The 26162-nt window shown below is 66.1% G+C and carries 15 protein-coding genes; 6 read left to right on the top strand and 9 right to left on the bottom strand.

The annotated features are described in order from the left end of the window. Positions 1-3 precede the first annotated feature (3 nt). Entirely contained in the window at positions 4-573 is a 570-nt protein-coding gene (locus Herbaro_RS01330) for a hypothetical protein (RefSeq protein ID WP_275012053.1), read from the bottom strand. A gap of 22 nt (positions 574-595) precedes the next feature. Next, on the bottom strand, positions 596-1615 hold the full coding sequence (locus Herbaro_RS01325) for a LysR family transcriptional regulator (RefSeq protein ID WP_275012052.1): 1020 nt from the start codon (positions 1613-1615) through the stop codon (positions 596-598). A 345-nt stretch (positions 1616-1960) separates the two neighbouring features. Between Herbaro_RS01325 and Herbaro_RS01320 the strand changes: the two genes are divergently transcribed. The 5 genes from Herbaro_RS01320 to Herbaro_RS01300 all read left to right on the top strand — a co-directional run bounded on the left by Herbaro_RS01320 (position 1961) and on the right by Herbaro_RS01300 (position 9564). Next, on the top strand, positions 1961-2890 hold the full coding sequence (locus Herbaro_RS01320) for an alpha/beta hydrolase (protein WP_275012051.1): 930 nt from the start codon (positions 1961-1963) through the stop codon (positions 2888-2890). A gap of 10 nt (positions 2891-2900) precedes the next feature. Next, a complete protein-coding gene (locus Herbaro_RS01315) occupies positions 2901-4112 on the top strand; it encodes an efflux RND transporter periplasmic adaptor subunit (RefSeq protein ID WP_275012050.1) in 1212 nt (403 codons plus the stop codon). 95 nt (positions 4113-4207) lie between these two features. Beyond that, on the top strand, positions 4208-7429 hold the full coding sequence (locus Herbaro_RS01310; protein ID WP_275012049.1) for an efflux RND transporter permease subunit: 3222 nt from the start codon (positions 4208-4210) through the stop codon (positions 7427-7429). A 30-nt stretch (positions 7430-7459) separates the two neighbouring features. Continuing rightward, a complete protein-coding gene (locus tag Herbaro_RS01305; protein WP_275012048.1) occupies positions 7460-8962 on the top strand; it encodes an efflux transporter outer membrane subunit in 1503 nt (500 codons plus the stop codon). Positions 8963-9060: 98 nt separating this feature from the next. After that, entirely contained in the window at positions 9061-9564 is a 504-nt protein-coding gene (locus tag Herbaro_RS01300; protein ID WP_275012047.1) for a DUF1993 domain-containing protein, read from the top strand. A gap of 122 nt (positions 9565-9686) precedes the next feature. On the opposite strand, the gene Herbaro_RS01295 is transcribed toward Herbaro_RS01300, so the two are convergent. The 3 genes from Herbaro_RS01295 to Herbaro_RS01285 all read right to left on the bottom strand — a co-directional run bounded on the left by Herbaro_RS01295 (position 9687) and on the right by Herbaro_RS01285 (position 14811). Continuing rightward, positions 9687-11171, bottom strand: coding sequence for a SulP family inorganic anion transporter (locus tag Herbaro_RS01295; RefSeq protein ID WP_275012046.1), 1485 nt, complete (start codon positions 11169-11171; stop codon positions 9687-9689). A gap of 134 nt (positions 11172-11305) precedes the next feature. After that, positions 11306-12871 (bottom strand): COG3904 family protein, encoded by a 1566-nt coding sequence (locus Herbaro_RS01290; RefSeq protein ID WP_275012045.1) that lies wholly within the window; start codon positions 12869-12871, stop codon positions 11306-11308. 266 nt (positions 12872-13137) lie between these two features. Next, positions 13138-14811, bottom strand: coding sequence for an HD family phosphohydrolase (locus Herbaro_RS01285; protein ID WP_275012044.1), 1674 nt, complete (start codon positions 14809-14811; stop codon positions 13138-13140). 509 nt (positions 14812-15320) lie between these two features. On the opposite strand from Herbaro_RS01285, the gene Herbaro_RS01280 reads away from it, so the two are divergent. Then, positions 15321-16094 (top strand): MBL fold metallo-hydrolase, encoded by a 774-nt coding sequence (locus Herbaro_RS01280; protein WP_275012043.1) that lies wholly within the window; start codon positions 15321-15323, stop codon positions 16092-16094. A gap of 43 nt (positions 16095-16137) precedes the next feature. Here the strand turns inward: Herbaro_RS01280 and Herbaro_RS01275 are convergent, their stop codons facing one another. The 4 genes from Herbaro_RS01275 to Herbaro_RS01260 all read right to left on the bottom strand — a co-directional run bounded on the left by Herbaro_RS01275 (position 16138) and on the right by Herbaro_RS01260 (position 26102). Continuing rightward, the gene (locus Herbaro_RS01275; protein ID WP_275012042.1) at positions 16138-16899 is read right to left on the bottom strand and encodes a FecR family protein; all 762 of its coding nucleotides are present in this window, start codon (positions 16897-16899) and stop codon (positions 16138-16140) included. Between the two features lie 63 nt (positions 16900-16962). Further along, entirely contained in the window at positions 16963-21636 is a 4674-nt protein-coding gene (locus Herbaro_RS01270; protein ID WP_275012041.1) for a beta strand repeat-containing protein, read from the bottom strand. A 1-nt stretch (position 21637) separates the two neighbouring features. Beyond that, positions 21638-23305 (bottom strand): ShlB/FhaC/HecB family hemolysin secretion/activation protein, encoded by a 1668-nt coding sequence (locus Herbaro_RS01265; protein WP_275012040.1) that lies wholly within the window; start codon positions 23303-23305, stop codon positions 21638-21640. A gap of 523 nt (positions 23306-23828) precedes the next feature. After that, positions 23829-26102 carry a CHASE2 domain-containing protein gene (locus Herbaro_RS01260; protein WP_275012039.1) on the bottom strand — a complete coding sequence of 758 codons (2274 nt, stop codon included), beginning with the start codon at positions 26100-26102 and terminating at the stop codon, positions 23829-23831. Positions 26103-26162: the final 60 nt, after the last annotated feature.

The raw sequence follows: 26162 nt of genomic DNA, 5'->3' as shown, positions 1-26162 counted from the left end.
AGCTTAGCGCAACTCGTCGGCTTGCCCGATTCTACGCCAAAAGACTTGCAGGAATAGGCAAAAAATTAGCAGGATTAGGTATGCTCGCGATCCGCCTGGGCGAAAAACCTGCCGCTGCAAGCCGCCAAAAGCATAAACGAAGGGGAGGCGGCTCGGGATCGCGCTGCGGCTGAAAATTGCCTGATTATCGCCAGTTTGCAGAATCAGGCAGAAATCCAGCAGATTCCGGCACGAAAATTTTGCTGCGACCGCGCATAATCCATCCCACGCCAAGAGCGATTGATCCACGATGGATTTCGTGCCGGCGCCGCCATCGATGCGAGCGCCGCAGCCACACCGTCGACCCCGGCCATGACGGCCGCCGCGCAACACCCGCAAGACCGCAGTACCCGCATCCGGCGCAAGGCAGCGCGCCGCTTCTTCAACACCCGATTTCCTATCGATCTTCACCGACATCGCGCCGGCGGGGATGACGCTTTCCGAGTCACGCAGGCCGCCGCGCGCAGCCTGCGCGGAGCAGTGCCGGCGCGAAAAACCTGAAGCGCAGAGAGAAAGGCCAGCGATGAAGTGCACCAGCCTTATTGAAGACCACCCGTCAGAACACGCTCTCGGCGATGTTGTGCTGCTCGACCACGTTGCGCACGGTGGTCGGCTCGTCCTTGGCGACGAAGCGGCATTCGCCCTCGATCATTTCCATGCCCATGGTGCAGGCCTTGTGCAGCGGACAGGTGGAGAACAGTTCGGCCACCCAGTCGACGAAGGCGCGCACCTTGGGCGAGAGATGGCGGTTGTGCAGGTAGACCACCGAGATGGGCAGCGCGGACGGCTTCCATTGCGACAGCACCTCGACCAGGCGGCCTTCCTCGATGTGGCGCATCACCATGTACAGCGGCGCCTGCACCATGCCGAAACCTTGCAGCGCGCATTCCACGTAGGCGTCGCCGTCGTTGACGGAGAGCTTGCCGTCCATCTTGACCTCGCGCGTGACGCCTTCGACCACGAAGTCCCAGTCGATGGTGCGGCCGGTGCGGCTGGAGAAGTAGTGCACCGACTTGTGCTGCTGCAGGTCTTCGATGGTGTGCGGCACGCCGTGGCGCTCCAGGTAGCTGGGCGCCGCACAGGTGACGGTCTGGAAGGTGCCGATGCGGCGCGCCACCATGGACGAATCCTGCAGCTCGCCGATGCGGATCACGCAGTCGACCGCCTCCTGGACCATGTCCACCGGGCGGTCGCCCATGCCCATCACCAGCTCGATGTCGGGGTACTTGGTGTAGAAGTCGCACAAGTTGGGCAGCAGCATCAGGCGGCCGATGGACGCCGGCACGTCGATGCGCAGGCGGCCCTGCGGGCCGCGCGTCACGTTGCTGAAGGACTGCTCGGTCTCGGCGACGTCGGCCAGGATGCGCACGCAGCGCTCATAGTAGGCCGCGCCGTCGGGCGTGAGGCTGATGCGGCGCGTGGTGCGATTCAGCAGGCGCACGCGCAGCAGGCTTTCCAGCCCCTGGATGATGGTGGTGACGGTAGTGCGCGGCAGGGTCAGGTTATCTGCCGCTCGCGTGAAACTGTTGGCGTCCACCACGGCGGTAAACACCTGCATGGCCTGAAAACGGTCCATCGCTCTCTCCTTTCAACCGCGAATCGGGGCGAAACCGATGCGGCAAGCGGGGGCGCATGCAATGCCGGTATGCACAACGCGCCACCCCCGGCGCGCCGGCTTGCCCTGCCTGGATGGTTCAACGCCTATCTCGGCGAAAACCATGGCAATTCCATACAAATTACGCCAACGGTGGGAAAAATCAAGTTTCCCGCTCAGGGCTGGGACCGGCTGGCGAAGGCCCTGACCGACGGCTTCGACCTTGTCTTTTCGGCCCTGTTGGGCCGCATTCTGGCGAATATCGATACCGCGATTGTTCGGAGTTGGCGAACAGTGTTGTTGGATTATATGTGTTTATTTGAGACCGTGCTGTGGCGCACAATCCGCTTCAACTTAGGACAGGTGGCTTCGGCCCAGGCGCTCATCATGCAAGGCTCGCATTCCCTCAACATCCGCAATTTCTTCGTCCCCGGCCCGCTGGGACGCATCCCCGTGCGTCTCTACGATCCGGCGCAGGATGGCGCGCAAGCCGGCCCGAAGCGCCCCCTGGTGCTGTATTTCCACGGCGGCGGCTTCGTCAGCGGCTCGCTGGACGACGCCGATGCGACGGCCGGCTTCATCGCCCGCTATAGCGACAGCGTGGTGCTCTCGGTGGGCTACTCGCTGGCCCCGGCCAAGCCTTTCCCGGCAGCGCCGGAAGACGCTTACGCCGCCGCCGTCTGGGCCTGCAAGAACGCCGCTGAACTGAATGTGGACGTCGACCGCATCGTCGCCGCCGGCGACGATGCCGGCGGCGGCCTGGCGGTCAGCCTGACGCTGATGACGCGCGACCGCTGCCACAAGCCGCTGGCGGCCCAGGTGCTGATCAGCCCGATGCTCGACCCCAGCATGCGCATGGTGGGCGATGCCGCGCGCCTGAAGTCGGACCTGACCGTCGAGAAATGCGCCGCCTTCTATCGCCAGTACCTGCCGCAGACCATGCAGCGCCTGCACCCGTATGCCGCGCCACTGGAAGTGAGCCGGCTGGCGGGCCTGCCGGCCGCCTTCATCGCCACGGCCGAGCGCGACGTGCTGTGCCCGGAGGCCGAGAAGTACGCATCGAGCCTGATCCTGGCCGGCGTGCACACCCAGGTGTCGCGCTTTGCCGGCATCACGCACGGCGCGCTGCGCACGCATATCCCGCTGCTCAAAGAGATCGTGAATTTCCTGCGCTGCCGTTTTGCCCGGAACCATCGCGACGATGACAACAACACCGATTACTCCCCGTTCACCCTTCAACCTACTCCAACACTCTGAGGACAAGAACATGAACAGCCCCACTACCTTACGCAAGCGCTTCGCACTCACCGCCACCGTGCTGGCCGTCATCGCCCTGACGGTCGGCGGCGCCATTTCCGCCGTCGGCATCTCGGCCAGCTCGGACGCCCACGCCGCCCCCGCGCCGCAAGCCGCGCCGGTCGACGTGGCCGAAGTGGTCAGCCGCCAGATCATCGACTGGCAAGCCTATTCCGGCCGCATCGAAGCGGTGGACCGCGTCGAAGTGCGTCCGCTGGTCGGCGGCACGCTGACCCAGGTGCACTTCAAGGACGGCGCCCTGGTCAAGAAGGGCGAGGTGCTGTTCACCATCGACCCGCGCCCCTACGCCGCTGAAGTGGCCCGCACCGAAGCGCAGCTGGCCGGCGCCGAAGCCCGCGCCGGCTACACCTCCACCGACCTGGCGCGCGGCCAGCGCCTGCTGGGCGACAACGCCATCGCCAAGCGCGACTTCGAGGAAAAGCAGAACGCCGCCCGTGAAGCCGCCGCCAACGTGGCCGCCGCCAAGGCCGCCGTGCGCGCCGCCCGCCTGAACCTGGAATACACCCAGATCACCGCGCCGGTGTCGGGCCGCATCTCGCGCGCCGAAGTCACCGTGGGCAACGTGGTCAACCCGGGTTCGGCCAATGCCCCGCTGACCACGCTGGTCTCGGTGGCCAAGGTCTACGCCTCGTTCGATGTCGACGAGCAAAGCTTCCTGAAGTACGTGAACCCGGCGCGCGCCTCCGGCACCACGGTTCCGGTCGACCTGGGCCTGGCCAATGAAGACGGCTACTCGCGCCGCGGCCGCGTCGGCTCGATCGACAACCGCCTCGACACCGCCTCCGGCACCATCCGCGTGCGCGCCGTGTTCGACAACGCCGACGGCCAGCTGATCCCCGGCCTGTACGCCCGCGTGCGACTGGGCGGCGGCGCTCCGCACGACGCCGTGCTGATCGATGAAAAGGCGCTCGGCACCGACCAGGACAAGCGCTTCGTCATGGTGGCCGACAAGGACAACCACGCGAACTATCGCCAGGTCCACGTAGGCGCCGGCCAGGATGGCCTGGTGGTGATCGAAAGCGGTTTGAAGTCGGGTGAACGCGTGGTGGTCAACGGCTTGCAGCGCATCCGTCCGGGCGACGCCATCGCCCCGACCGTGGTGCCGATGCAGCCCGAGGCCAAGAGCGCCGATGCCGGCAAGCCGGCCGACGGCAAGGCCTGATCGCCCCACAGCAGTTCTCGCATTCAGGAAAAACAAGCTGCGGGATGCCCGCCGCCAGGATCGTTGCATCCCCGAAAAGCTGACAAGGAACCCTCATGAACATCTCTAAATTCTTTATCGACCGCCCGATCTTCGCGGGCGTGCTGTCGATACTGCTGCTGTTGGGCGGCGTGCTGGCCATGTTCCAGCTGCCCATTTCGGAATACCCCGAAGTGGTGCCGCCCTCGGTGGTGGTGCGCGCGCAGTATCCCGGCGCCAACCCCAAGGTGATCGCCGAAACCGTGGCCTCCCCGCTGGAAGAGCAGATCAACGGCGTGGAAAACATGCTGTACATGCAGTCGCAGGCCAACAGCGACGGCAACCTGACCATCACCGTCAACTTCCGCCTGGGCGTCGACCCCGACAAGGCCCAGCAGCTGGTGCAGAACCGCGTCTCGCAAGCGCTGCCGCGCCTGCCGGAAGACGTGCAGCGCCTGGGCGTGACGACCCTGAAGTCGTCGCCCACGCTGACCATGGTGGTCCACCTGATCTCGCCCGACAACCGCTACGACACCACCTACCTGCGCAACTACGCGGTCCTGAACGTCAAGGACCGCCTGGCGCGCATCCAGGGCGTGGGTGAAGTGGGCCTGTTCGGCTCGGGCAACTACGCCATGCGCGTCTGGCTGGATCCGAACAAGGTGGCGCAGCGCGGCCTGACCGCCTCCGACGTCATCAAGTCGATTCGCGAACAGAACGTGCAGGTCGCCGCCGGCGTGATCGGCCAGTCGCCCAGCTCGCCCGACACCCCGCTGCAATTGTCGGTGAATGCGCAAGGCCGCCTGAAGACCGAAGCCGAGTTCCGCGACATCATCCTCAAGGCCCAGCCCAACGGCTCCACCACCAAGCTGGGCGACGTCGCCCGCGTGGAGCTGGCCGCGTCCGAATACGGCCTGCGCTCGCTGCTGGACAACAAGCCGGCGGTGGCCATCCCCATCTTCCAGGCGCCCGGCGCCAACGCGCTGGACGTCTCCACCCAGGTGCGCGCGGCGATGAAGGAATTGTCGGCCGACTTCCCCAGCTCGGTGCAATACAGCATCGTGTACGACCCGACCCAGTTCGTGCGCGCTTCCATCGAAGCGGTGGTGCACACCCTGCTGGAAGCCATCGCGCTGGTGGTGATCGTGGTGATCATCTTCCTGCAGACCTGGCGCGCCTCGGTGATTCCGCTCCTGGCGGTGCCGGTCTCCATCATCGGTACGTTCTCGCTGATGCTGGGCTTCGGTTACACCATCAACGCGCTGTCGCTGTTCGGCATGGTGCTGGCGATCGGTATCGTGGTCGATGACGCCATCGTGGTGGTGGAAAACGTGGAGCGCAACATCGGGGCGGGACTCTCGCCGCGCGATGCGACCTACCGCGCCATGCAGGAAGTGTCGGGCCCGATCATCGCCATCGCGCTGACCCTGGTGGCCGTGTTCGTGCCGCTGGCCTTCATGACCGGCCTGACCGGACAGTTCTACAAGCAGTTCGCCATGACGATCGCGATCTCGACCGTGATCTCGGCCTTCAACTCGCTGACCCTGTCGCCGGCGCTGGCCGCCATGCTGCTCAAGGGTCACGGCGACAAGCCGGACTGGCTGACCCGCGTGATGGACCGCTTCCTGGGCGGCTTCTTCATCCGCTTCAACCGCTTCTTCAACCGCGCCTCGGACAAGTACGGCCACGGCGTGACCGGCGTAATCAAGCGCAAGGGTTCGACCATGGGCGTGTACGTGCTGCTGCTGGCCGCCACCCTGGGCATCTCCTACATCGTGCCGGGCGGCTTCGTGCCGGGCCAGGACAAGCAATACCTGGTGGCCTTCGCCCAGCTGCCCAACGGCGCCTCGATCGACCGCAGCGAAGAAGTGATGCGCAAGATGAGCGACATCATGCTGAAGGAACCCGGCGTGCAGAGCGCCATCGCCTTCCCCGGCCTGTCGATCAACGGCTTCACCAACAGCTCCTCGGCCGGCATCGTCTTCGTGGGCCTGAAGCCCTTCGAGGAACGCAAGGGCAAGGAACTGTCGGGCAACGCCATCGCCGCCTCGCTCAACAAAAAGTTCGGCGGCATCAAGGAAGCCTTCACCGCCGTGTTCCCGCCGCCGCCGGTGATGGGCCTGGGCACCCTGGGCGGCTTCAAGATGCAGATCGAAGACCGCGACGCCGTCGGCTATGCCGAGCTGGACAAGGCAGCCAAGGCCTTCATGGCCGCCGCCGCCAAGGAACCGGCGCTGGGCCCGATGTTCTCCAGCTACCAGATCAACGTGCCGCAGCTGGACGTCGACCTGGACCGCGTCAAGGCCAAGCAGCTCGGCATCCCGGTGACCGACGTGTTCAACACCATGCAGATCTACCTGGGTTCGCTGTACGTCAACGACTTCAACCGCTTCGGCCGCGTCTATCAGGTACGCGCCCAGGCTGATGCGCCCTTCCGCGCCAAGGCCGAGGACATCCTGCAGCTGAAGACCCGCAACGACGCCGGCGAAATGGTGCCGCTGTCGTCGGTGGTGAAGGTCAAGCAGACCTTCGGCCCCGAAATGGTGGTGCGCTACAACGGCTACACCGCCGCCGACATCAACGGCGGCCCGGCGCCGGGCTACTCGTCGGACCAGGCGCAAGCCGCGGCCGAACGCGTGGCCGCAGCCACCCTGCCGCGCGGCGTGAAGTTCGAATGGACCGACCTGACCTACCAGAAGATCCTTGCGGGCAATGCCGGCGTGTGGGTGTTCCCGATCAGCGTGCTGCTGGTGTTCCTGGTGCTGGCCGCGCTGTATGAAAGCCTGACCCTGCCGCTGGCGGTGATCCTGATCGTTCCCATGAGCATCCTGGCGGCGCTGGCCGGCGTCTGGCTGACCAAGGGAGACAACAACATCTTCACCCAGATCGGCTTGATGGTGCTGGTGGGCCTGTCGGCGAAGAACGCGATCCTGATCGTGGAATTCGCCCGCGAACTGGAAATGCAGGGCCGCACCGCGGTGCAGGCCGCGATCGAATCCAGCCGCCTGCGCCTGCGTCCGATCCTGATGACCTCGATCGCCTTCATCATGGGCGTGGTACCGCTGGTGACCTCCTCCGGCGCCGGTTCGGAAATGCGCCATGCGATGGGCATCGCGGTGTTCTTCGGCATGCTGGGCGTGACGCTGTTCGGCCTGTTCCTGACCCCGGTGTTCTACGTGCTGCTGCGTACCATCGACCGCCGCGCGCTGCATTCGGCCTCGCATCATGAGGCGCCGATGACCGCCGGCTCGCACGTGCCGCAAGCGGCGCATGCCCCGGGTTCGCAGGACCACCGCTGATCCCCGCCAGACGATTATTGGAGCAAGAAAATGAATGCACTCAACATGAACTCCCTGCTGCGCCCGGTGCGCATCGGTTCGGCCCTGCTGGCGGCGCTGCTGGTGCTGGCAGGCTGCTCGCTGGCGCCGACCTACGAGCGCCCCGCGGTCGACACCCCGGCCGCCTTCAAGGAAGCCGGCCCGCAGGCCGGCGAGAACGGCAGCCAGTGGAAGGCCGCCGCGCCGTCGGAAGACATCGCCCGCGGCGAATGGTGGAAGATCTTCGGCGACGACAGCCTGAACGCGCTGGAAGACCGCGCCCAGCAAGCCAACCAGGACCTGAAGGCGGCCGCCGCGCGCCTGGGCCAGGCGCGCGCCCTGACCAAGGATGCCCGCTCGGGCTACTTCCCGCAGGTGGACGCCGGCCTGGGCGCCACCCGCCAGCGCCCGTCGCCGGCTTCGCAAGGCTTGCCGGCCGACGCCAACACCCAGCCCTCGACGCTGTATCGCGCCCAGGTCAACGTGTCGTATGAGGTCGACCTGTTCGGCCGCGTCGCTTCCAACGTCGACGCCGCCACCGCCGACGCCCAGCGCAGCGAGGCGCTGTTCCACTCGGTGCTCCTGGCGCTTCAGGCCGACGTCGCCCAGCAATACTTCCTGGTGCGCGAGCTGGATGCGGCGCTGGAGCTCTACAGCGGCACGGTGAAGCTGCGCGAGGAATCGCTGCGCCTGGTGCAGCGCCGCTTCGATGCGGGCGACATCAGCGAGGTCGATGTGGCGCGCGCCAAGTCCGAGCTGGCCTCGGCCCAATCGGAAGCGCTCGGCATCACGCGTCAGCGCGCCACCGCCGAACACGCGCTGGCGATCCTGCTGGGCAGCACCCCGGCCGAGTTCTCGCTGCCGGCGCGCGCGCTGACCCGCCTGAGCCTGGCGGTGCCGGCCGGCCTGCCCTCGACGCTGCTGGAGCGCCGCCCCGACATCGCCGCCGCCGAGCGTTCGATGGCGGCGGCCAACGCCCGCATCGGCGTGGCCAAGTCGGCCTTCTTCCCGGCCCTGAACCTGACCGGCGGCCTGGGCTACGAGTCGGCGCAACTGGGCGATTTGTTCAACTGGTCCAGCCGCACCTTCCTGCTGGGCCCGCTGGTGGGCACCGCGCTGTCCATGCCGCTGTTCGATGGCGGCCGCCGCCAGGCCGGCGTCGACCGCGCCCGCGCCAGCTATGAAGAGCAGGTGGCGACCTATCGCGGCACGGTCCTGAACGCCTTCCGCGAAGTGGAAGACAACCTGGCCAACCTGCGCATCCTGGGCGACCAGAGCCGCGCGCAGGACGACGCCGTCGCCGCCTCCGCGCGCGCCGCCAAGCTGTCGCACACGCAGTACCAGGAAGGCGCGGTCAGCTACTTCGCCGTGATCGACGCCGACCGCACCGTGCTGCAGCAGCAGCGCGCCTCGGTCACGCTGGATGGCGAACGCGCCCGCTCCACCGTGAACCTGATCCGCGCGCTGGGCGGCGGCTGGGGCGCGGCGGCGCCGACGCAGCTGTCGTCGAAGTAAGACCGATGCGCCATGCCGCCCTCCCGACGCGATCCGCCGGGAGGGCGGCGGCAAAAACCAAGCAGTCCATCCACGAGATAGAGAAGAGAGAGAACGCCATGTCCATCACCCTGCACCAAGCCAGCATCCCGCTCCTGATCCGCGGCCTGCAAACCCTTTCCACCCTGCTCGATAAGGCCGAACAGCACGCCGACGAGCACCAGCTGGAACCCGCCGAGCTGATCGGCGCGCGCCTGTTCGACGACATGTATCCGCTGTCGGCCCAGATCCAGCGCGCCAGCGATACCGCCAAGGCCACCGCCAGCCGGCTCTCGGCCCTGGCCGCGCCGAACTTCCCCGACGACGAGACCAGCTTCGACGAACTGCAGGCGCGCATCGACAAGACCATCCGCTTTCTCGAGGGCATTCCCGCCGACGCCATCGACGGCCAGGAAACGCGCGAAGTGAAGATGATGCTGCGCGGCGAAGAGCAGCTGATGAGCGGGCAGACCTACCTGACCCACTTCGGCCTGCCCAACTTCATGTTCCATGTGGTGACCGCCTACGGCATCCTGCGCCACAAGGGCGTCAAGCTGGGCAAGCTGGATTATCTCGGCCTGTGATGAATACGCAATGAGAAACGGCCCGCGTCTTGCGATGCGGGCCGTGCGTGAAAAGTGTTTCCCGTGGTACTTGCCCGCCTCCGGCGGGTTTTTTTATGGCCGCGGCCGATAGCGCCGCAGGCTCATGCCGGCTCGACGCCGGCGCGCTGCAGCAGCTCGCGGCAACGCGCGGACAGGCCGGTCACGCGCAGGCCCTTGCCGGCGCGCGCATAGCGCTCGCACAGCGTCTGCACCGCCGCGATCGCCGAGTGGTCGGCCAGCCGCAGGTGGCGGCAATCCAGCACCGCCTGGCGCGGGTCGCCCTGCGGATCGAACAACTCCAGGAAATGCGCGCTGGAAGCGAAGAACAAGGTGCCGTGCGGCAGGTAGGTGCGCACCCGGCCTTCGCCCTCACCGGCGTCGGCGACATCGGCGCGAATCTCGCGCGCATGCTGCCAGGCGAAGTTCAGCGCGGCGATGACGATGCCGCACAGCACCGCCACCGCGAGATCGGTGAAGACCGTGATGACGGTGACGGCGACGATCACGATGGCGTCGTTCTTCGGCACCCGCCCCAGCACCCGCAACGAGCCCCAGGCGAAGGTTTCCTGCGCCACCACGAACATCACCCCGGCCAGGGCTGCCAGCGGAATGCGCTCGATGGCCGGCGACAGGAACAGGATGAAGAGCAGGATCATCACTCCCGCCACCACGCCCGAGACGCGCGAGCGGCCGCCCGAGCCCAGGTTGATCATGGTTTGGCCGATCATGGCGCAGCCGCCCATGCCGCCGAACAGGCCCGACACCACGTTGGCCGCGCCCAGCGCCAGGCATTCGCGGTTGGGCTGGCCGCGGGTGGCGGTGATCTCGTCGGTGAGGTTGAAGGTAAGCAGGGTCTCCAGCAAGCCGACGATGGCCATCAGCAGCGCGTAGGGCGCGATGACCTTGAACGTCTCCAGGTCCAGCGGCACCTTGGGGAATTCGAACATGGGCAGGCCGCCGGCGATCTTCGCCATGTCGCCCAGGGTCGGCGTGTCGATGCCGGCGAGCTGACTCAGCAGGCCGACACCGACGATGGCCGCCAGCGCCGGCGGCACCGCCTTGGTCACGCGCGGCAGCAGCCAGGTCACCAGCATGGTCAGCAGCGTCAGGCCCAGCATGATGGCCAGCGGCGCGCCCCGCAGCCATTGCGGGCCGGCGGCGGTGTCGTGGCGGAAGTGCTCCAGCTGCGCCAGCGCGATCACGATAGCAAGGCCGTTGACGAAGCCCAGCATCACCGGATGCGGCACCATGCGCACCAGCTTGCCCAGCCGCAGCGCGCCGAACAGCAGCATGATCAGGCCCGACAACACCACGGTGGCGAGGAAGTACTGCGCGCCGTGCTGCGTCACCAGCGCCACGATCACCACCGCCATCGAACCGGCGGCGCCCGAGATCATGCCGGGGCGGCCGCCGAAAACGGCGGTGATGGTGCAAATGAAGAAGGCCCCGTACAGGCCCATCAGCGGATTCAACTGCGCCACCAGGGCGAAGGCGATGCACTCGGGCACCAGGGCGAAGGAAGTAGTCAACCCGGCGAGGACGTTCTGGCGCAGGTCGCGCGGGGAGAATGAGGCGGCGATGGTCATGGCGGCGGGGACCCGCTTTGGCAGCGGCTCCGGGCATATTGGGTCTGGCGGGAAGCAAGGCCGGCGGACGCCGGCATGCGGTGAAGCCGCTATTTTACCGCAGCGCAGCAACGCGGACTGCCGCGCCGCGTCCTTTACCCGCGCGAGTACAGCACCCGCAACGCGGTGCGACGCTCGTCGGGATCCAGCTGGTTGACCACGCGCAGGTAGGCGATCGAGGCATCGCAGGCGGCCTCGGGATCGGCTGCGCGGCGCTCGGCCGATGACAGCAGCTTCAGCTGTTCCTGCGACAGCGGCGCCAGCGCGCGGCGGATCACGCGGGTGCGCTCGGCCAGCGTGAAGCGGCCGGCGTTGGCGGGGTCGGCGTCGCGCAGCAGGTGCTGGGTCATGGCCAGTTCGCGATTGGCGAACTCTTGCGGCAAGGCCGCCTGCGGCGCCTCGCGGCCGGACAGCGCGTCATCCCGCGAGCGCGGATACAGCAGCTCGCCGCAGGCCGCGGCGCTGATGCCGCGCAGCGCCACGGCCTGGTCCAGCAGCAGCTGCTGGAATTCGGCCAGCGAGGCATCGGAGGCCACCGGCAGCAGCTTGCGGCTGAGGATGCCGACCTGCTCGCGCCCCACCGCCAGGATCTCGGCGTCGCTGGCATGGGCCTGCGCGCGCGCCCAGGCCAGGTCGATCATGCGCGCGAACTCCGGCGGGTGGAAGCGCGCCATGATGTCGAACAGCGCGCCCTTCTTGAATTCTTCCTCCAGGATATCGCGCGAGACGGCGATGGTGGCCAGCTGCGCAGTCTCGCCGCCGGGCGCCAGGCGGGTCAGCACGCCGGCCTGCAGCAGTTGGCCCAGCTCGGGATACCAGCTCTTGTCGGAGGGCGTGTCGGCGATGCGCTCGACGAAGTCGCGCGGCAGGCCCAGCTTGCCGTAGGTGTCCTGCGTCAGCTTGCGGTCGAAGCTGCGGTTGATGCGGTCATCGCCGCCCACCGTGTAGAGGGTATGGAAACCGATGTGCGCGCGCGGATCCATGGCGCGGTCGCGCCCGGCCATGAAGGCCAGCGTGCAGGAGGACGAGCACTCCTGCTCGACGTAGGTGTTCAGGCCGCGGCGGCCGATCACCTCGCCCACCAGCTTGCCCTCGCGCACCCAGCCGCCGGCCGAGTACAGCACCACGGTGGTCACCGTGGGCGCTGCCTGCAGCGCGCGCTCCAGGCCCTCGGCGGCGCCATCGTTCATGCCGCCCTGCAGCAGGATGGATTTGCCGTCGGCGCGCAGCTGGTAGCTCACCGGCGGCCCCAGCTGCTTGCCGCGCGCGATGTCGAACTGCTCGCGCAGCGAGTGCGAGGCGCGCAGCGAACTGGAGACCAGGCTGATGGCGCCGCACACGATCAGGAACTTGACCACCACCTCGGCCCAGCGCCGTCCGCCGCGCGCCACATGCCGGCTGGCCGACATCCAGCAGCCGCGCACGCCCCAGGTCCAGGCCAGGTAGCTGAAGGCGGCGATGCCCAGCACCCCGGCCACGCCGTAGCGCGCCGGCATGTCGTTGGTCAGGCGCGCCAGCACCGAGATCGAGAAGGCCGGCAGCAGCGACGACAGCAGCACCGTGTGCAACCAGTAGGAACGGCCGAGCGAATAGTCGCCGCGCCAGTGGCGGCTGAAGAAGTTGCCTTTGGATGGGGAGTTGCGGGTTACTGCCTGGGACACGTGATGCGGTTCCTTGCTGGACTGGAGCTGTCGGGTTCGGGTGGCCAGGCGTCAGGATAACCCAGTTGGCGGCGGGGGCACAGTGGCGCCGGTTGATCGCTGAACGCCACTGGGCCCCTGCTTTCGCAGCAACGACAGGTTGCCTTTGATCCGCATCTTCGTCGCCCCTGCGAAAGCAGGGGCCCAGTGGCGTTTGGCGCGCATCGGAGGTGCTTGAACGACAGTCAGGCGATGGCGCGATCGCCTCCGGTCGCATCCCGGCAGCGTCAGGACCAGTCGCCCGGGATCCTCGACAAATCCACCTCGTCGATCTGGCTCGGATGCATGAACTTCTCGGCGTACTTCTCGTAGACGCGGTTCTTGACGAAGATGTCGAACAGGTCCGGATCGATATGGTTGCGCGCCTTGAAGCCGGCCAGGATGTCGACCGCCTCGTTGAGCGTGTTGCCGCGCTTGTAGGGGCGGTCGGCGGCGGTGACCGCCTCGAAGATGTCGGCCACGGCCATGATGCGCGCCTGCACCGACATCTGCTCGCGCGTGAGTCCCTTGGGGTAGCCCTTGCCGTCCATGCGCTCGTGGTGGCCGCCGGCGTATTCGGTGACGCGCGCGAGCTGCTTGGGCCAGGGCAGGGACTCCAGCATCTTGATCGTGACGACGATGTGGTTGTTGATGATCTGGCGCTCGGCGTCGTTCAGGGTGCCGGCGCGGATGCGCAGGTTGCCGGCCTCCTCGTCGTCCAGCAGCTTGCGCATCTGGCCGTCCGGGCCGCGCCACTGGCGCTCGGCGATCTCCAGCACGCGTTGCTGGTCTTCGGGCTTCATGCCCTCGGTGCCGACGTTGCTCTTGTGCAGGAAGGCACGCTCGTCGTGCATGCGCTCCACCTCGGCCTGCAGGCCGGCGTCCAGCTCGGCGCTCTTTTCCGGCGTCAGGGCGGCGCCCAGCGCCAGCTTCTCCTGCAGCACGCGGATCTCGGCGTCGCGCTTCAGGACCTCATAGCGGGTGTCGATCACGTGGATGCGGTCGAAGATGGTTTCCATCTTGGTCGCCTTCTCCACGATATGGGTCGGCGTGCTGATCTTGCCGCAGTCGTGCAGCAGGCCGGCCACCCACAGCTCGCGGCGGTCGGCCTCGGTCATGCGGAAGTCGGCCAGCGGGCCTTCGGTGGCGTTGTGCGCGGCCTCGGCGATCATCATCGCCAGTTCCGGCACCTGCTCGCAGTGGCGGCCGGTGTGCGGCGACTTTTCGCCGATGCCGATGTTGATCAGGCGGATCAGGCTTTCGAACAGGATTTCCAGGCGCTGGATCAGCTGCTGGTTGGCCATCGCCATGGCCGCCTGCGAGGCCAGCGCCTCGATGAAGTGCTGGTCGGTCTCGGAGAACGGGATCGGCGCGCCGGTGGCCGGGTCGATGGCGTTGATCAGCTGCAGCACGCCCACCAGTTCGCCCTCGTGGTCCTGCATGGGCACCGTCAGGAAGGACTGCGAATGGTAGCCGTACTTCTCGTCGAACATCCGCATGCCGTTGAAATTGAAGCCGGTGGCCTGGTACACGTCGGGGATGTTGACCGATTCGCGCGTGTTGGCCGCATAGGCCGCCACGGCCGCCAGGTTGGGCTGGCCGTCGGCCAGCGCCAGCGGGATGTTGGGAATCGAGATCGCCTGGCCGCTGCTGCCGCCCTGGTGCATCTTCAGGGTGTCGTTCACCGAGATGTAGAACATCAGGCTGTTGCCGGCCTCGTCGATGCGGTACAGCGTGCCGCCGTCGGCCTGGGTGATGTCCTTGGCGGTGAGCAGGATGCGCTCCAGCAGCAGCGGGATGTCGCGGCTGGTGCCCAGGGCGCGGCTCAGCTCGGTGAGGCGGTCAAGGCGATAGGAGATGTCGCGATGCTGGCCGGTTTCGCCGGCAGGTGCGGCATTGGTGGTGATGTCGGGTGCGTTCATGCGGCATGCTCTGCTGCGCACGGGAAAAAGCAGGCGCAGGCCAGCGTCGGCGCGGCTGGTTGGCGCGCGGTGCTGGCTGGTTGGCTGACTGCTGCTGGCATGCTTTCCCCTGATGCGTTGCGTTTGGTTCTTTTCCCGCACGATTGCGGTGCGGAAGTTGGCGGTTGTTCAAGATGCTCTGAGGGCATCCTGCGGATTGTAAGTCGCCCTGTGCGGGCCGATTGCGGCGAGCTTGTGCCTAAATGGCCTGCAATTCTTCGGCTTGCGGGCGACGATGTTTCCGCAAGGATCCGTTTGTCGCAAAAACAGCAGCGGCAGTTACGCGCAGCGGGTATCTCCCGATTGATTTAGAGGCGCGAATCACTTACCATCAACTACTGTTGCAAAATTTGCTACACATTGCGCAAATCCAGTCCCGACGGGGGTTTCCGGGCTGCAACCGATGCCATGAAAACGTTTTTCCGCGCGGCATCGCGGGGGCATATAACTATATTGAACGGCAAGTCACGATGCGTGTAGAAATTCTCGGGTGCAGCGGCGGTATCGGCGGAAACGGCATGCGCACCACTTCCCTTCTGGTCGACGGCGACATCCTGATCGACGCCGGCACCGGCGTGGGCGACCTGTCGCTGGAGCGCCTGGCCGCCATCGATCACGTCTTCATCACGCATGCCCACCTGGACCACATCGCCTGCCTGCCGCTGATGGTCGACAGCGTGGGCGAGATGCGCGAACGCCCGATCACCATGTACGCCACCGCCGAGACCCTGGAGATCATCCGCCGGCACATCTTCAACTGGCAGATCTGGCCCGACTTCAGCGTCATCCCCACGCCCGAGAATCCCTTCCTGCGCTTTGCCGTCATCGAAGTCGGCCAAGCGGTGGAGATCGGCACGCGCAGCATCGTCCCGCTGCCGGCCATCCACACCGTGCCGGCCGTCGGCTTCCACCTGCACGAGCGCAGCTCCGGCGCCTCGCTGGCCTTCAGCGGCGACACCAGCATCTGCGAACCGCTGTGGGAGGCCGTCAACGCCATCGGCGACCTGCGCTACCTGATCATCGAAGCCGCCTTCGCCAACCGCGAGCGCGAGCTGGCGTTGCTGTCCAAGCACCTGTGTCCCAGCCTGATGCTGGACGAACTGGGCAAGCTGCAATCGCGCCCGGAAGTACTGGTCACGCACGCCAAGCCGAGCCAGCTGCAACAGATCGCCGAAGAGATCACCGCCGGCGACGGCCCGCACCGGCCGCGCATGCTGGCGCCGGGGACCATCCTCGAATTCTGAACGGCGCCAGACGCTTCGATCCGCAAGCCGGCGCCGGCCTCACTTACTGAACAATACAGTCGACGGCGCTCGCCTTGCTGGCGCCGCCGGAGGCGGGCGCATTCTTGCTGATCGACTGCGGCATCGTCACCGGCACGCCCTGGGTGGGCGGGACGATCAGCGGCGCGGTATTGAGGTTGGCGACGAAGCCGAACTGCCCGGCCTGGAACACCTGCGCCCCGCCAGGGTTAGTCAGGATCACCGCGCCTTGCGAGACGTCCACGTGCAGGCCGTTGGGCGGTGCGCTGCCCGATGGCGTCGGTACGCCGCCGCAGTCGTTCTGGCAGAACAGCGCACCGAAGTTGGTGCCGCGGATGCCGATGGTCGCCGTCGGCGTATCGAAGTTCACCGCATCGTGGTTGCGTTTGCCGACAAGGCCGGTCACCGCGCGCAGGCCGCCCTTGACCAAGCCGATCGCCACCGAGTCGTTCTCGGGCTTGTCCTGTTCATACACATACTTGGACACCACGACCTCGGTGCCTGGGCGCAGCACCATCTCGGCGTTGTCCATGAATTTCACCCGTGTGAAGGTCTCGCGCTCGGTGATGAGCGTATCGCCCTGCAGGATCTCGGACTTTACCGCCAGTGCGTTGCGCGTGCCGTCGGCGTGGCGCGCGGTCAGCAGACCGGACAGGTGGGTGACGGTTCCCACGACCTTCGATTGAGCATTGGCGGCGCCGGCCGCAGCCAGCATCGCCAGCGCCATGCACAGCATGGCCAGGCTGCGCCCGGCGTGGGTCCAATGATTTTTTTTCAACGATTTCATACTCGATCCTGAAGACCGGCGCCATTGGCGGCGCCGGCAAGTCATGTCATGTCATGCGGCTTATCAGCTGCAATACATCTTCGCGCTGGACTTCGCCTTCGCCGGCCCCTCTTCGCCATCCCCTCCGCCGAAGGTGCCAGGCTCGCCGCCGGTAGTCTGCTTCTCCTTGGAGACCTGGCTGACGCCGCTGTCGGTCGATGTCGTCGACGACACCGTGGCCGTATTGACCGAGTTTTGCAGCGTCTGGGTCTGCTGACCTTGCTGTTGCTGGATCGCTTGCGAGTTCGAGGCGACAGGGTTGGCGTTGGGGTTGGGCGCGGCCGGATTCGGAATGAAGGGAACGCCAGCGATATTGAGGACGACTCCCGGGCCGAAAGTTGGGACCGGATTGGTCGGCTGGACCCACGAAGCCGCCACGATATTGGCATTGACCGCCACGCTATTGCCCACCGTGCTGAGCGCGCCGGAGGTCGACAAGAGGCCATTGATCACCAGCGCGCTGCTCGGGTCGCCGACCGTACCGGCGGTCAGCGAGATTCCACCAGTGGCGCTGATGCCGCCGGCGCCGATGGTCAACGGGCTGTGCGTCCTCAGGGTAGCGGCGCCGTTGGTGACACTGATCTGGCCACTGCCGTTGATGCCCAGCACCGCCAGCTTGCTCGCCGCGCTGGCCTCGGTTCCGGTCGAGCTCATCGGCAAGCCGCCCAGGAAGTCGGCATTGCTGCCGATGGCCGCTGTGCGCATGCCGCCATAGTTCTCGATGTTGATGCTGCCGTTGGCGGTACTGGCGCCGTTGATCGTCACCACGCTGGCGTCGTCGGTGTTGAGATGGTTGATCAACGTGATGTCGCCGGCGCCGCTATTGCTGGCGGCGAATGCGGCGATGTAGTTTTCCGGACCTGGAACTTCGGTGTATTCAAACCCCGGCCGCCCGAGGTCGATGCCGGTCACCGCCGAGGCGATCAGCTGCTTCTTCACGCGCAGGGACGTGGCGTCGGCCTGCACGATCTTGCCGTTGCGCGCCTCCAGCACCAGGTTGTTGGCGGTGATATTGCCCACAGTCATCTGGTCCTGGCCGGTACTGAAGGCGGCGCTGTCCACGTTGATCGTACCGCCGCCCTGGTAGAAGTTCTCCGCCACGTTGAGTTTGGAACCTGCCGCGCCGGTGACGTTGCCGCTGTACACCGTCATCTCGCCCAAGCGCACCGACCCGGTGTAGTTGAAGTCGCCATCCATGACCTGCAGACTCAGGTCGGACAAGGCATTGGCCATGGTGAGGGTCTTGGCGGGTCCGTCGGTGACGACGAAACCGTTGAAACCTTCGCCTCCTCCTTCTTCGCCGCCCCCACCCGCCGTCATGGTGATATAGCCGCTGCCGGTGGTGGTGCCGGCCAGCGTCAGGTTACCGCCTGAGAGGTCGATTTCGCCGTTGACCGATGCATTGGACATCGTCATGTTGCCGGCATTGACGAACAGGCGAGTGCTGTTGCCGATCGACGTATTGCCCAGGCTCATGTTGCCGCTGTTGAGGCTCAGCCTGGCGCTGTCGGTGAGGCTGGTGCCGGTGCTCACCGTCAGGTCGCCGCCGTTCATGTTCAGCCTGCCGGTGCCGCTGACGACCAGCGAATCGACGGTGTCGCTACCCGAAGCGTGGCTGGCGGTGACGTTGTTGATGACCACGTTGTCGATCTGGGTTGGCAGGTATGCCACCGATATGTCGGGATTCGTCGCGCTGCCCGACCAGGATTCACGGTCGACCCAATCGCCGCTGCCGCGGGCGTAGAACGTGGCCGCGCCCAGCATCGTCAGCTTCATGCCTTCGCCGTCGTCGCCATAGGTCGCCTTGAGCATCTGCTTGGCGCCGCTGACCGTGCGCACATCGCCGGTGACGGTGTGGAAATAGCTGTTGTCGAGCGAACCCACACCGCCCACCAGCGTGAACGGCGTGAAGGTGTCGCCCAGCGCCGGCTGGTAGCCGCCCAGCAGTCCGGTGCGCAAGGTACCGCCCAGGTGGACGAAGGACGTGTTGAAGACGATCTGGTCGGTGTCGGCGGCGCCGACATCGATGCGCATCTCGCCGCTGTCGTTCTGGGTGAAGCCGCCGCCGTTGATGGTCAGGCTGCCGAGGGTGCCGGTGCCGCCGGGCGTCAGGATGCCATCGTTGATGAAGCCATTCACCGAGCCGATGCTGCCGTTGCCCGTGATGGAACCGGTCGGGCCATTGTAGACATCCTGGAACGACATCGAACCGCCGGCCAGCGTGATGATGCCATTGTTGGTCAGCGCCGCTGCTTCGATGCCGTTCACCGCGCCACTGCCGGTGACGGTGATGTTGCCGTCATTGGAGAAGCTCCCGGCCGCGCTGCTCCAGGTGGTCTGGTCGGCTACGTTCAGGGCGCCGCTGTTGTGGATCGTGCTGCCCGAGGTGGTTACGGAGCCGCTGACATTGAGCGTTCCGGAGTTGTTCAGCAGGCCGACACGAAGGCCGTCGGCATTGTAGAGCTGCAGGGTGCCCTGGTTGTCGATCGCCTTGAGCTGCTGGACGCCATCGGCGTTGGTGCCGCCCAGGGAGGCATGCAACTTCAGGACGCCGCCCGCGAGGTTGGTCAGGGCATCGCTGGAGAACCTGCGGAAGATGTTGGAGATATCGAGCGTGCCGGCGTTGTTGATGGCCGTCATCGTACCGGTGGTGTTGGCCAGGGTCGATACGCCCGTGGCCGTGGTGTTGAAGGTCGCGGCATTGAAGGCCGCGTTCTGCAACGTCAGGTTGCCGCTGTTCTCCAGCGTGCCGGTCAGGTTCACGACGACGTTGTATGTGCTCGTCAGGTTGCCATGCGCGGCGATCGACAGGTTGCCGGCGGTAATGTTGCCGCCTTGGCCGAGGTCGATTTTGCCGTTGACCCCGATGGTGACGTTGCCCGCGTTCACGGTGCCGCCCTGATCCAGTTGGGCTACGCTGTTAAGGCCGTCGATGGTGAGGTTGCCTGCGGTGACCGTGCCTGCGTTCGTGAGATTGAGCGTACTGCCGCCCACGATGCTCACGTTGCCGGCATTGAGCGTGCCGTAGTTCGAGAGATCGAGCGTGCCGCCTGCCGCGATGCTCAGGTTGCCATTGCCGTTATTGGTATTGATCAGGCTGCTGCCGTCGCTGACGTTGAAGGTGCCGCCGTTGAGCTTGATCGAACCGCCGTTGACGAGGACATCATGGCTGCCGCCCACGTTGCCGTTGTAGTTGGTGCGCAGGTCAAGGTTCAACGCACCGAGGAAGCCGGCGTCGATGTTGGCGTTGATGAGGATATTGCGGTCGGCCTTCAGGCTCAGCGTCGGACCGACGCCGACGCTGAAGATGTCCGCATTGATCGTGATGTTGCCGCCGCTGGCCGAGCCTCCGGCGCCGGTTGCGAGGTACACGCTGGTATTGAGTCCCAGCAACGTGTTGATCGTGCCGTTGGTGATCAGCGAAGAGCTTCCCGAAGAAGTCACCGCGTTGGTACCGCAGAAGGTGACGTCGGAGTTGCCCACACCAGGCAGGCCCGCCACGACGGTCAGGTCATAGGGATCGATGTACCACGTGCCGCCCGAACCGACGGTCGGCACCTTGACCACATCCAGCGAGCCCAGCCCCGACGTCTCGACGAAACCGCCCTGGCCCGGCGCGCCGGTAGCCGAGACATCGCCGTCAATGTACGCCTTGTTATCGGCGAACAGCGTGATGTTGCCGCCGGCCGTGCCGTCGGCGGTGATGCTGGAATTGGCGGTAGTGGTGAGATTCGACGACGCCCGCAGGAAGATCCGTCCACCCTCGCGCACCACGCTGGATGCGCTGATGTTGCCGCTGTTGGTGATCAAGCCAGCGGCGATGCCGATGCGACCGGCTTCGGCCGTGATGGCGCCGAGATTGGTGACGCTGCCGGCGCCGCCGGTGACGCTCACCGTCACGCCCGGCGTGGCGGTATCGGCCAGCGTCACGGTCTCGCCGGCGGCCAGGATCACCTCGCCGCGCGGACTCTGGATGATGCCGCCGTTGGTCACGCTGCTGCCAATCAGGTAAACGCTGCCGCCGGTGGCGGACTTGATGGTGCCTTGGTTTTCGACCGAGCCGGCCACACCTTGCCTGGCGAAGGTCAGCTTGCCGGCCAGGAAATCGTTGTCGTTAATATTGAGCGTGGTGGCGACGAAGCGGCCCACGTCGACCACGCCGCCGGCGCCGATCAGAACGCCGTTGGGGTTGAACAGCACCACCGAGCCCGGCGCGGTCAGCTTGCCGTAGATCTGCGAGATATCGCCGCCGGTCACCTTGGCCAGGAAGGCCGCCGCCGCGCTGGGCTGGCTGATGTTGACCACGGCGTCCGAGCCGATGCTGAAGGACAGGAAATTGGCGATGGCCTGCGGCGACAGCTGGTTGATGTTGAGCGTATTGCCGTTCTGCGTGAACACCACGTTACCGTTCACCACGCTCCAACCGCTGGGCAGCGTGCCCGGCGCGGGCGCGGCGGCCAGCGCCTGTGTCTGCCAGGCGCCGCATACTGCGGCGGCGACGACCGAGACGCGCAACGTCGGCGCGAGCACCTGTCGCCATGAACGACGCAGCAGGCCGCTCAACAACGTGGACAAGCGCTTTCGCGGACGCCAGCTCATGGTCAGGCGGCGATTGCCGATGCGCACCGTGATCGAAGGAGGCGTCAGTTCGACGTTGGCTCGCGCCGACTTGGTGGATGCTTGTTCGATGTTTTTCATGTCAGAACCCCAGGGTAGCGCTCAGGTGAGCGTTCAAGTCGCCGCGTTTTTCCGTTGTGGACGTGCCCGACAGCGACACCCGCGCGACATCGAGGCGCAGGTTGAAGTCGCGTCCCAGCGCATAGCGCGCGCCCACGCCCAGGCTCGCCACGGTGGTGGTCGACGGGATCAGCGTGCTCCCGCCGGCGTTGTTGTTGAAGCCCCGCCCTGCATCGAAGAAAGCCAGCAGGCGCAGGTTGCCCTTGAGTTCGGTCTTGGCCAGCAACTCGGGCGTATAGACTTCGGCGTTGACGATGGCGCCGCTGTCGGTGGCCACCGCGCGTTCCGACAGGCCACGCACCGTGGTCGCGCCGGCCAGTCCGAACTGCTCGGCGGGCACCAGCGCGTTGGAGGTAGCCTGACCGGTGATGGCCAGACGCATCTGCCAGTCGCTCGCAAATCCCTTGAACAGCGAAGCGCCGCCGCGCAGGATCACGAAGTAGTCGGCCGCGCTGCGGCCGCTGGCCACCGCCGAGTAACGGTCGGAAAGGCCCAGCGCGGAGCTGCTGTGCGCTTGTCCCATGGCGATGTTGCGCGCCACGCCGATGTTGTAGTCGACCATTTCACCCACGCTTTGGCGCTGGCCGCTGTAGGTCAGGCTGACCGGCATGGTGGAGTACGGCTGGCAGGTCTCGAACAGGCCGTTGAAACCATTGATGCTGCACGTGGAGTCGAGCTTCTTGTAGTCGATGCCCGTCACCAGCCTGCTGGTGGACTCACCCTGGCGCGCGAAGAAATGATTCCAGCGCAGCGCGTAGATATCGCCTTTGCCGGTGATGGCCAGCGTCGATCCCAGCGTCAGTGACTTGCCGCTGCTGACGTTGGACTTGCCGTAGATAAAATCAAGGCTGTCGCCGACGCTGTACAACGGCACTCGGTAGCCGAGCGAGTACACGTCCACCTTGGAGCCCGATGGGTTGTCGGGCGAGGTGGTATAGGCCACGGTAGCGACATGGTCGCGGTTGAACAGGTTGGAATGCTGCAGGGCCACGCCGGTGCGCCAATTGCCGGTATCGGCCGAGCCCGTGTTGTCCAGGGTGAGGATCACGCGCACCGGGTTGTTGTCGGTCACGGCAATGTTGGCGTCGACCGCTTTGTCATCCTCGCCCGAAACCAGCGTGACGTTGACCTGTTTGGCCGGATTGTCGTTGGCCAGTTGTACCGATTCGGATATCTTGCGCAGGTTGGGCGCAGCGCCTTCCTTGAGCGCGGGAATGCTGGCGCGGATGTTTTGCTCGCTGAAATACTTGTTGTCGGCAACGGTGACCTTGCCAATCACGGTCTCGGCGACCTGGATATGCACCACGCCCGACGTCAATTCCTGTTCCGGCACATAGACCTGCACCGCGCTGTAGCCGGCACCGCCGTATGCGTTTTCCAGGGCTTCCAGCGCGCGCTGCACGTCGCCGTAGACGCGGCCGGGGCCGCTGTAGGGCGCCACCAGTTGCTCGATCTGCTGCGCTGGCAACAGGGTGTTGCCGTCGACCTGAAAGCGCTTGATCTCAAAGCGTTCGTCGGCGCTCGTCGCCACTGCGGCCGCAGGCGCCTGCGGCGCGGCTTGCGCCGCAGCGCCCAGCGCCGTCGTCGCCAGCGCCATCCCCATGAAGTAATGCTGAAAACCTTGTTTCATCGTATTTGCGGACGGTTGCCTGTCGGCCCCGTCTCCCCGTTTCTCTTTTTGCCCATGCGCCGGCCGCCGCGTGTCGGCGTCCCTGCCCGTTCATTGCGCTTGTCATTGCTCGCCGCGCGAGATCAACCTTCGCCGACCTCCACGCCAGACGGGCGCGCACGCGGCACGCTCCGTAGCGACGGATATCTGACTGAAAACGATGGATTCCCCTGAAGCGAAACGTCCTTGCCGACTGCCGATAGTGATGGCCCGAGGCCTTCGCCGGCCGGCTGAAACGGCTACCCTTCCCTACAACTGCAAAGCCGTTTCTTGACGTGAGTAAAGTATAGGGATTCGGCTGTGCGGCGTCGACAAAAATCGCGCAAAAAGCACGCCCAGTCTGGCTTGCGGGGCTTTTTTCCACCCGGAATTTTTCCGCATGGAAATTTATTCTGTGCAATGACGCAAAGGTTCCAGACGACCGCGCCGGCGTGAACGTTTGCAAGTTCAGCGCCGGCGCGGTTGTCCTACACAGCAATGTTGTCTACTTGGTCTCGAAGGTGGTCACGCCGTCCCAATCGGCCGGCGGCGGATCGCTGCGGTAGCGGCTGATGCGTTCCAGATACAGGTCATACAGTCCGCGCGCCTGATTTTCCCGCAGGGCGATAATGGCTTGCTCAGCCTCGTCCCAGCGCTGCGCGCGCAGCGTCGCCAGGGCGGCATGCCATTGGTCGACCTCGGCGCGCAGGCCGGCGTCGAGTTCGGTTTCCAGCGCCAGCGGCTCGTAGATCGGCACCGGCTCGTTCTTGCCCTTCACCCGCACCCGGTCCAGTTCGCGATACGCGAACTGCGGCGCCGCCTCGCACGTGGCGTTGCCGACCAGCACGCCTACGCCGTAGACCTTGGTGATCGATTCCAGGCGCGAGGACAGGTTGACCGCGTCGCCCATCACCGTGTAGGCCTTGCGAATCTTCGAGCCCATGTCGCCCACGCGCATCTGCCCGGTGTTGAGGCCCACGCCGATCTTCAGCGGCGGCCAGTTGCGCTTGGCGAATTCCTCGTTGAGCAACAGCGTGGTCTGCTGCATGCGCAGCGCGGTGGCCACCGCGCGCGCGGCGTGGTCGGGCACTTCCAGCGGCGCGCCCCAGAACGCCATGACGGCGTCGCCGATGTACTTGTCGAGCGTGCCGCGGTCGTTGCGGATGTCTTCCGACATGGCCGTCAGGTAGGCGTTGATGTACTCGCGCAGCTCGTTGGGCGGCAAGCTCTCGGAGATGGAAGTGAAGCCGCGCACGTCGGAGAACATCACGGTCAGCTCGCGGATCTCGCCTTCCATGTTGTAGCTGGCGGGGTTGGCCGCCATTTCCGCCACCAGCTCGGGCGCCACGTATTCGCCGAACAGGTTGACGATGGCCTTGCGGTTGCGATACTCGAACAGGTAACCCCAGCCGAGGTTGCTGATGAACAGCGCGGCGATCAGCAGCAAGGCGGTGGCCAGCGGCAGCACCAGCCCGCCGGCGTTGTACAGCCAGAAGTTGAAGGCGCCGATGCCGAAGGCCGAGGCCAGCGTCAGCACGATCGACCACAGCGGACCCAGCAGCGGCAGCAGCAGCCCCAGCAGCAAGCCGACCGTCAGCACCTGGATCAGGTCGAAGCCGACCGCGAACTCGGGGCGGGCCTTGAAGTCGCCGTCGATGATGGAGGCGATCAGGTTGGCGTGCACTTCCACCCCCGGGTACACCGGGCTGACCGGGGTCGCCCGCAAATCGTTCAGGCCGGGCACCGTGGTGCCCACCAGCATGATGCGACCGTCCAGCTTGTCGTGCGGATAGGTGCCGCGGATCACGTCCACCGCCGGCACGTAGCGGAAGGCGCCGCCGGCGGGGCCGCCGTGGCCGCGATAGGTGACCAGCGTGGTCAGGTGGCGCTCGACGGGGATGAACAGCGGATCGGGCTTGACGTCGACGGCGATGGAGTCGAGCGCGCCGTAGTCGCGCAGCTGCTCGTCGGACAGCACGGCGTCGTTCTTCAGGAACACCGGCTTGATGCGCTTGCCGTTCAATGCCACGCGGGCCGTGGCCAGCGCCAGCGATTCATAGAAGTTGTCGCCCACCTGGGCCACCAGCGGCACGGTGCGGATCAGGCCGTCGTCGTCGGGCAAGGGATTGAAGAAGCCGCCGCTGCGCGCCGCCTGCTGCAGCTGCGGCAGGTTGGCGCCGTAGGCGCGCCAGTGCGTCACGTCCAGCCGGCGCCCGCCGAGGTCGGCCACGGTAAAGGCCGGCGGCGGCAGCTGGCCCTTGGCAATGGCGTTGGCCTCGTTGGAGAGGTTGTAGCCCATCACCACCGGCTGGCCCACCAGCGCCTCGGCCAGGCGCGCGTCGTAGTCCATCTCGGGCTTGAGGCTTTGCAGCTGGCGCGCGAACTGCGGCACATCCTTCAATTCGCCCTTGGCCAGTTGCTCCAGGCGGCTGTAGCCGGAGCTGGTGTCGGGCTCGGCGAACACCACGTCGAAACCGACCGAGGCCGCCTGGTAGTTCTGCGTCATCTGCTTGACCAGCTGCGCCACCACGTCGCGGCTCCAGGGCCAGCGGCCGAGTTCGGCGATGCTGCGCTCGTCGATGTCGACGATGACGATGCGCGGGTCCAGCTCGGCCTTCACCACGCGCATGCGCAAGTCGTAGAAGAACAGGTCCAGCCGCCCTACCGATTCGCCCGGCAGCAGGCCGACCACCTGCGAGGCCGCCACGCCGGTCAGGGCGAGCGCGAGCAGCCAGCGTGCCCAATACTTGGCCAAGGCCTGACGCAAACGACGCAACATGAATTTTCCCCCGGGATTTTTTCTTGGCTGCGATCATGCCAGCACTTGCCCCGGCCCACA

It is taken from the genome of Herbaspirillum sp. WKF16 (assembly GCF_028993615.1).
Taxonomy (GTDB): domain Bacteria; phylum Pseudomonadota; class Gammaproteobacteria; order Burkholderiales; family Burkholderiaceae_D; genus Herbaspirillum.
This window is presented reverse-complemented; position numbering and strand designations above follow the sequence as displayed.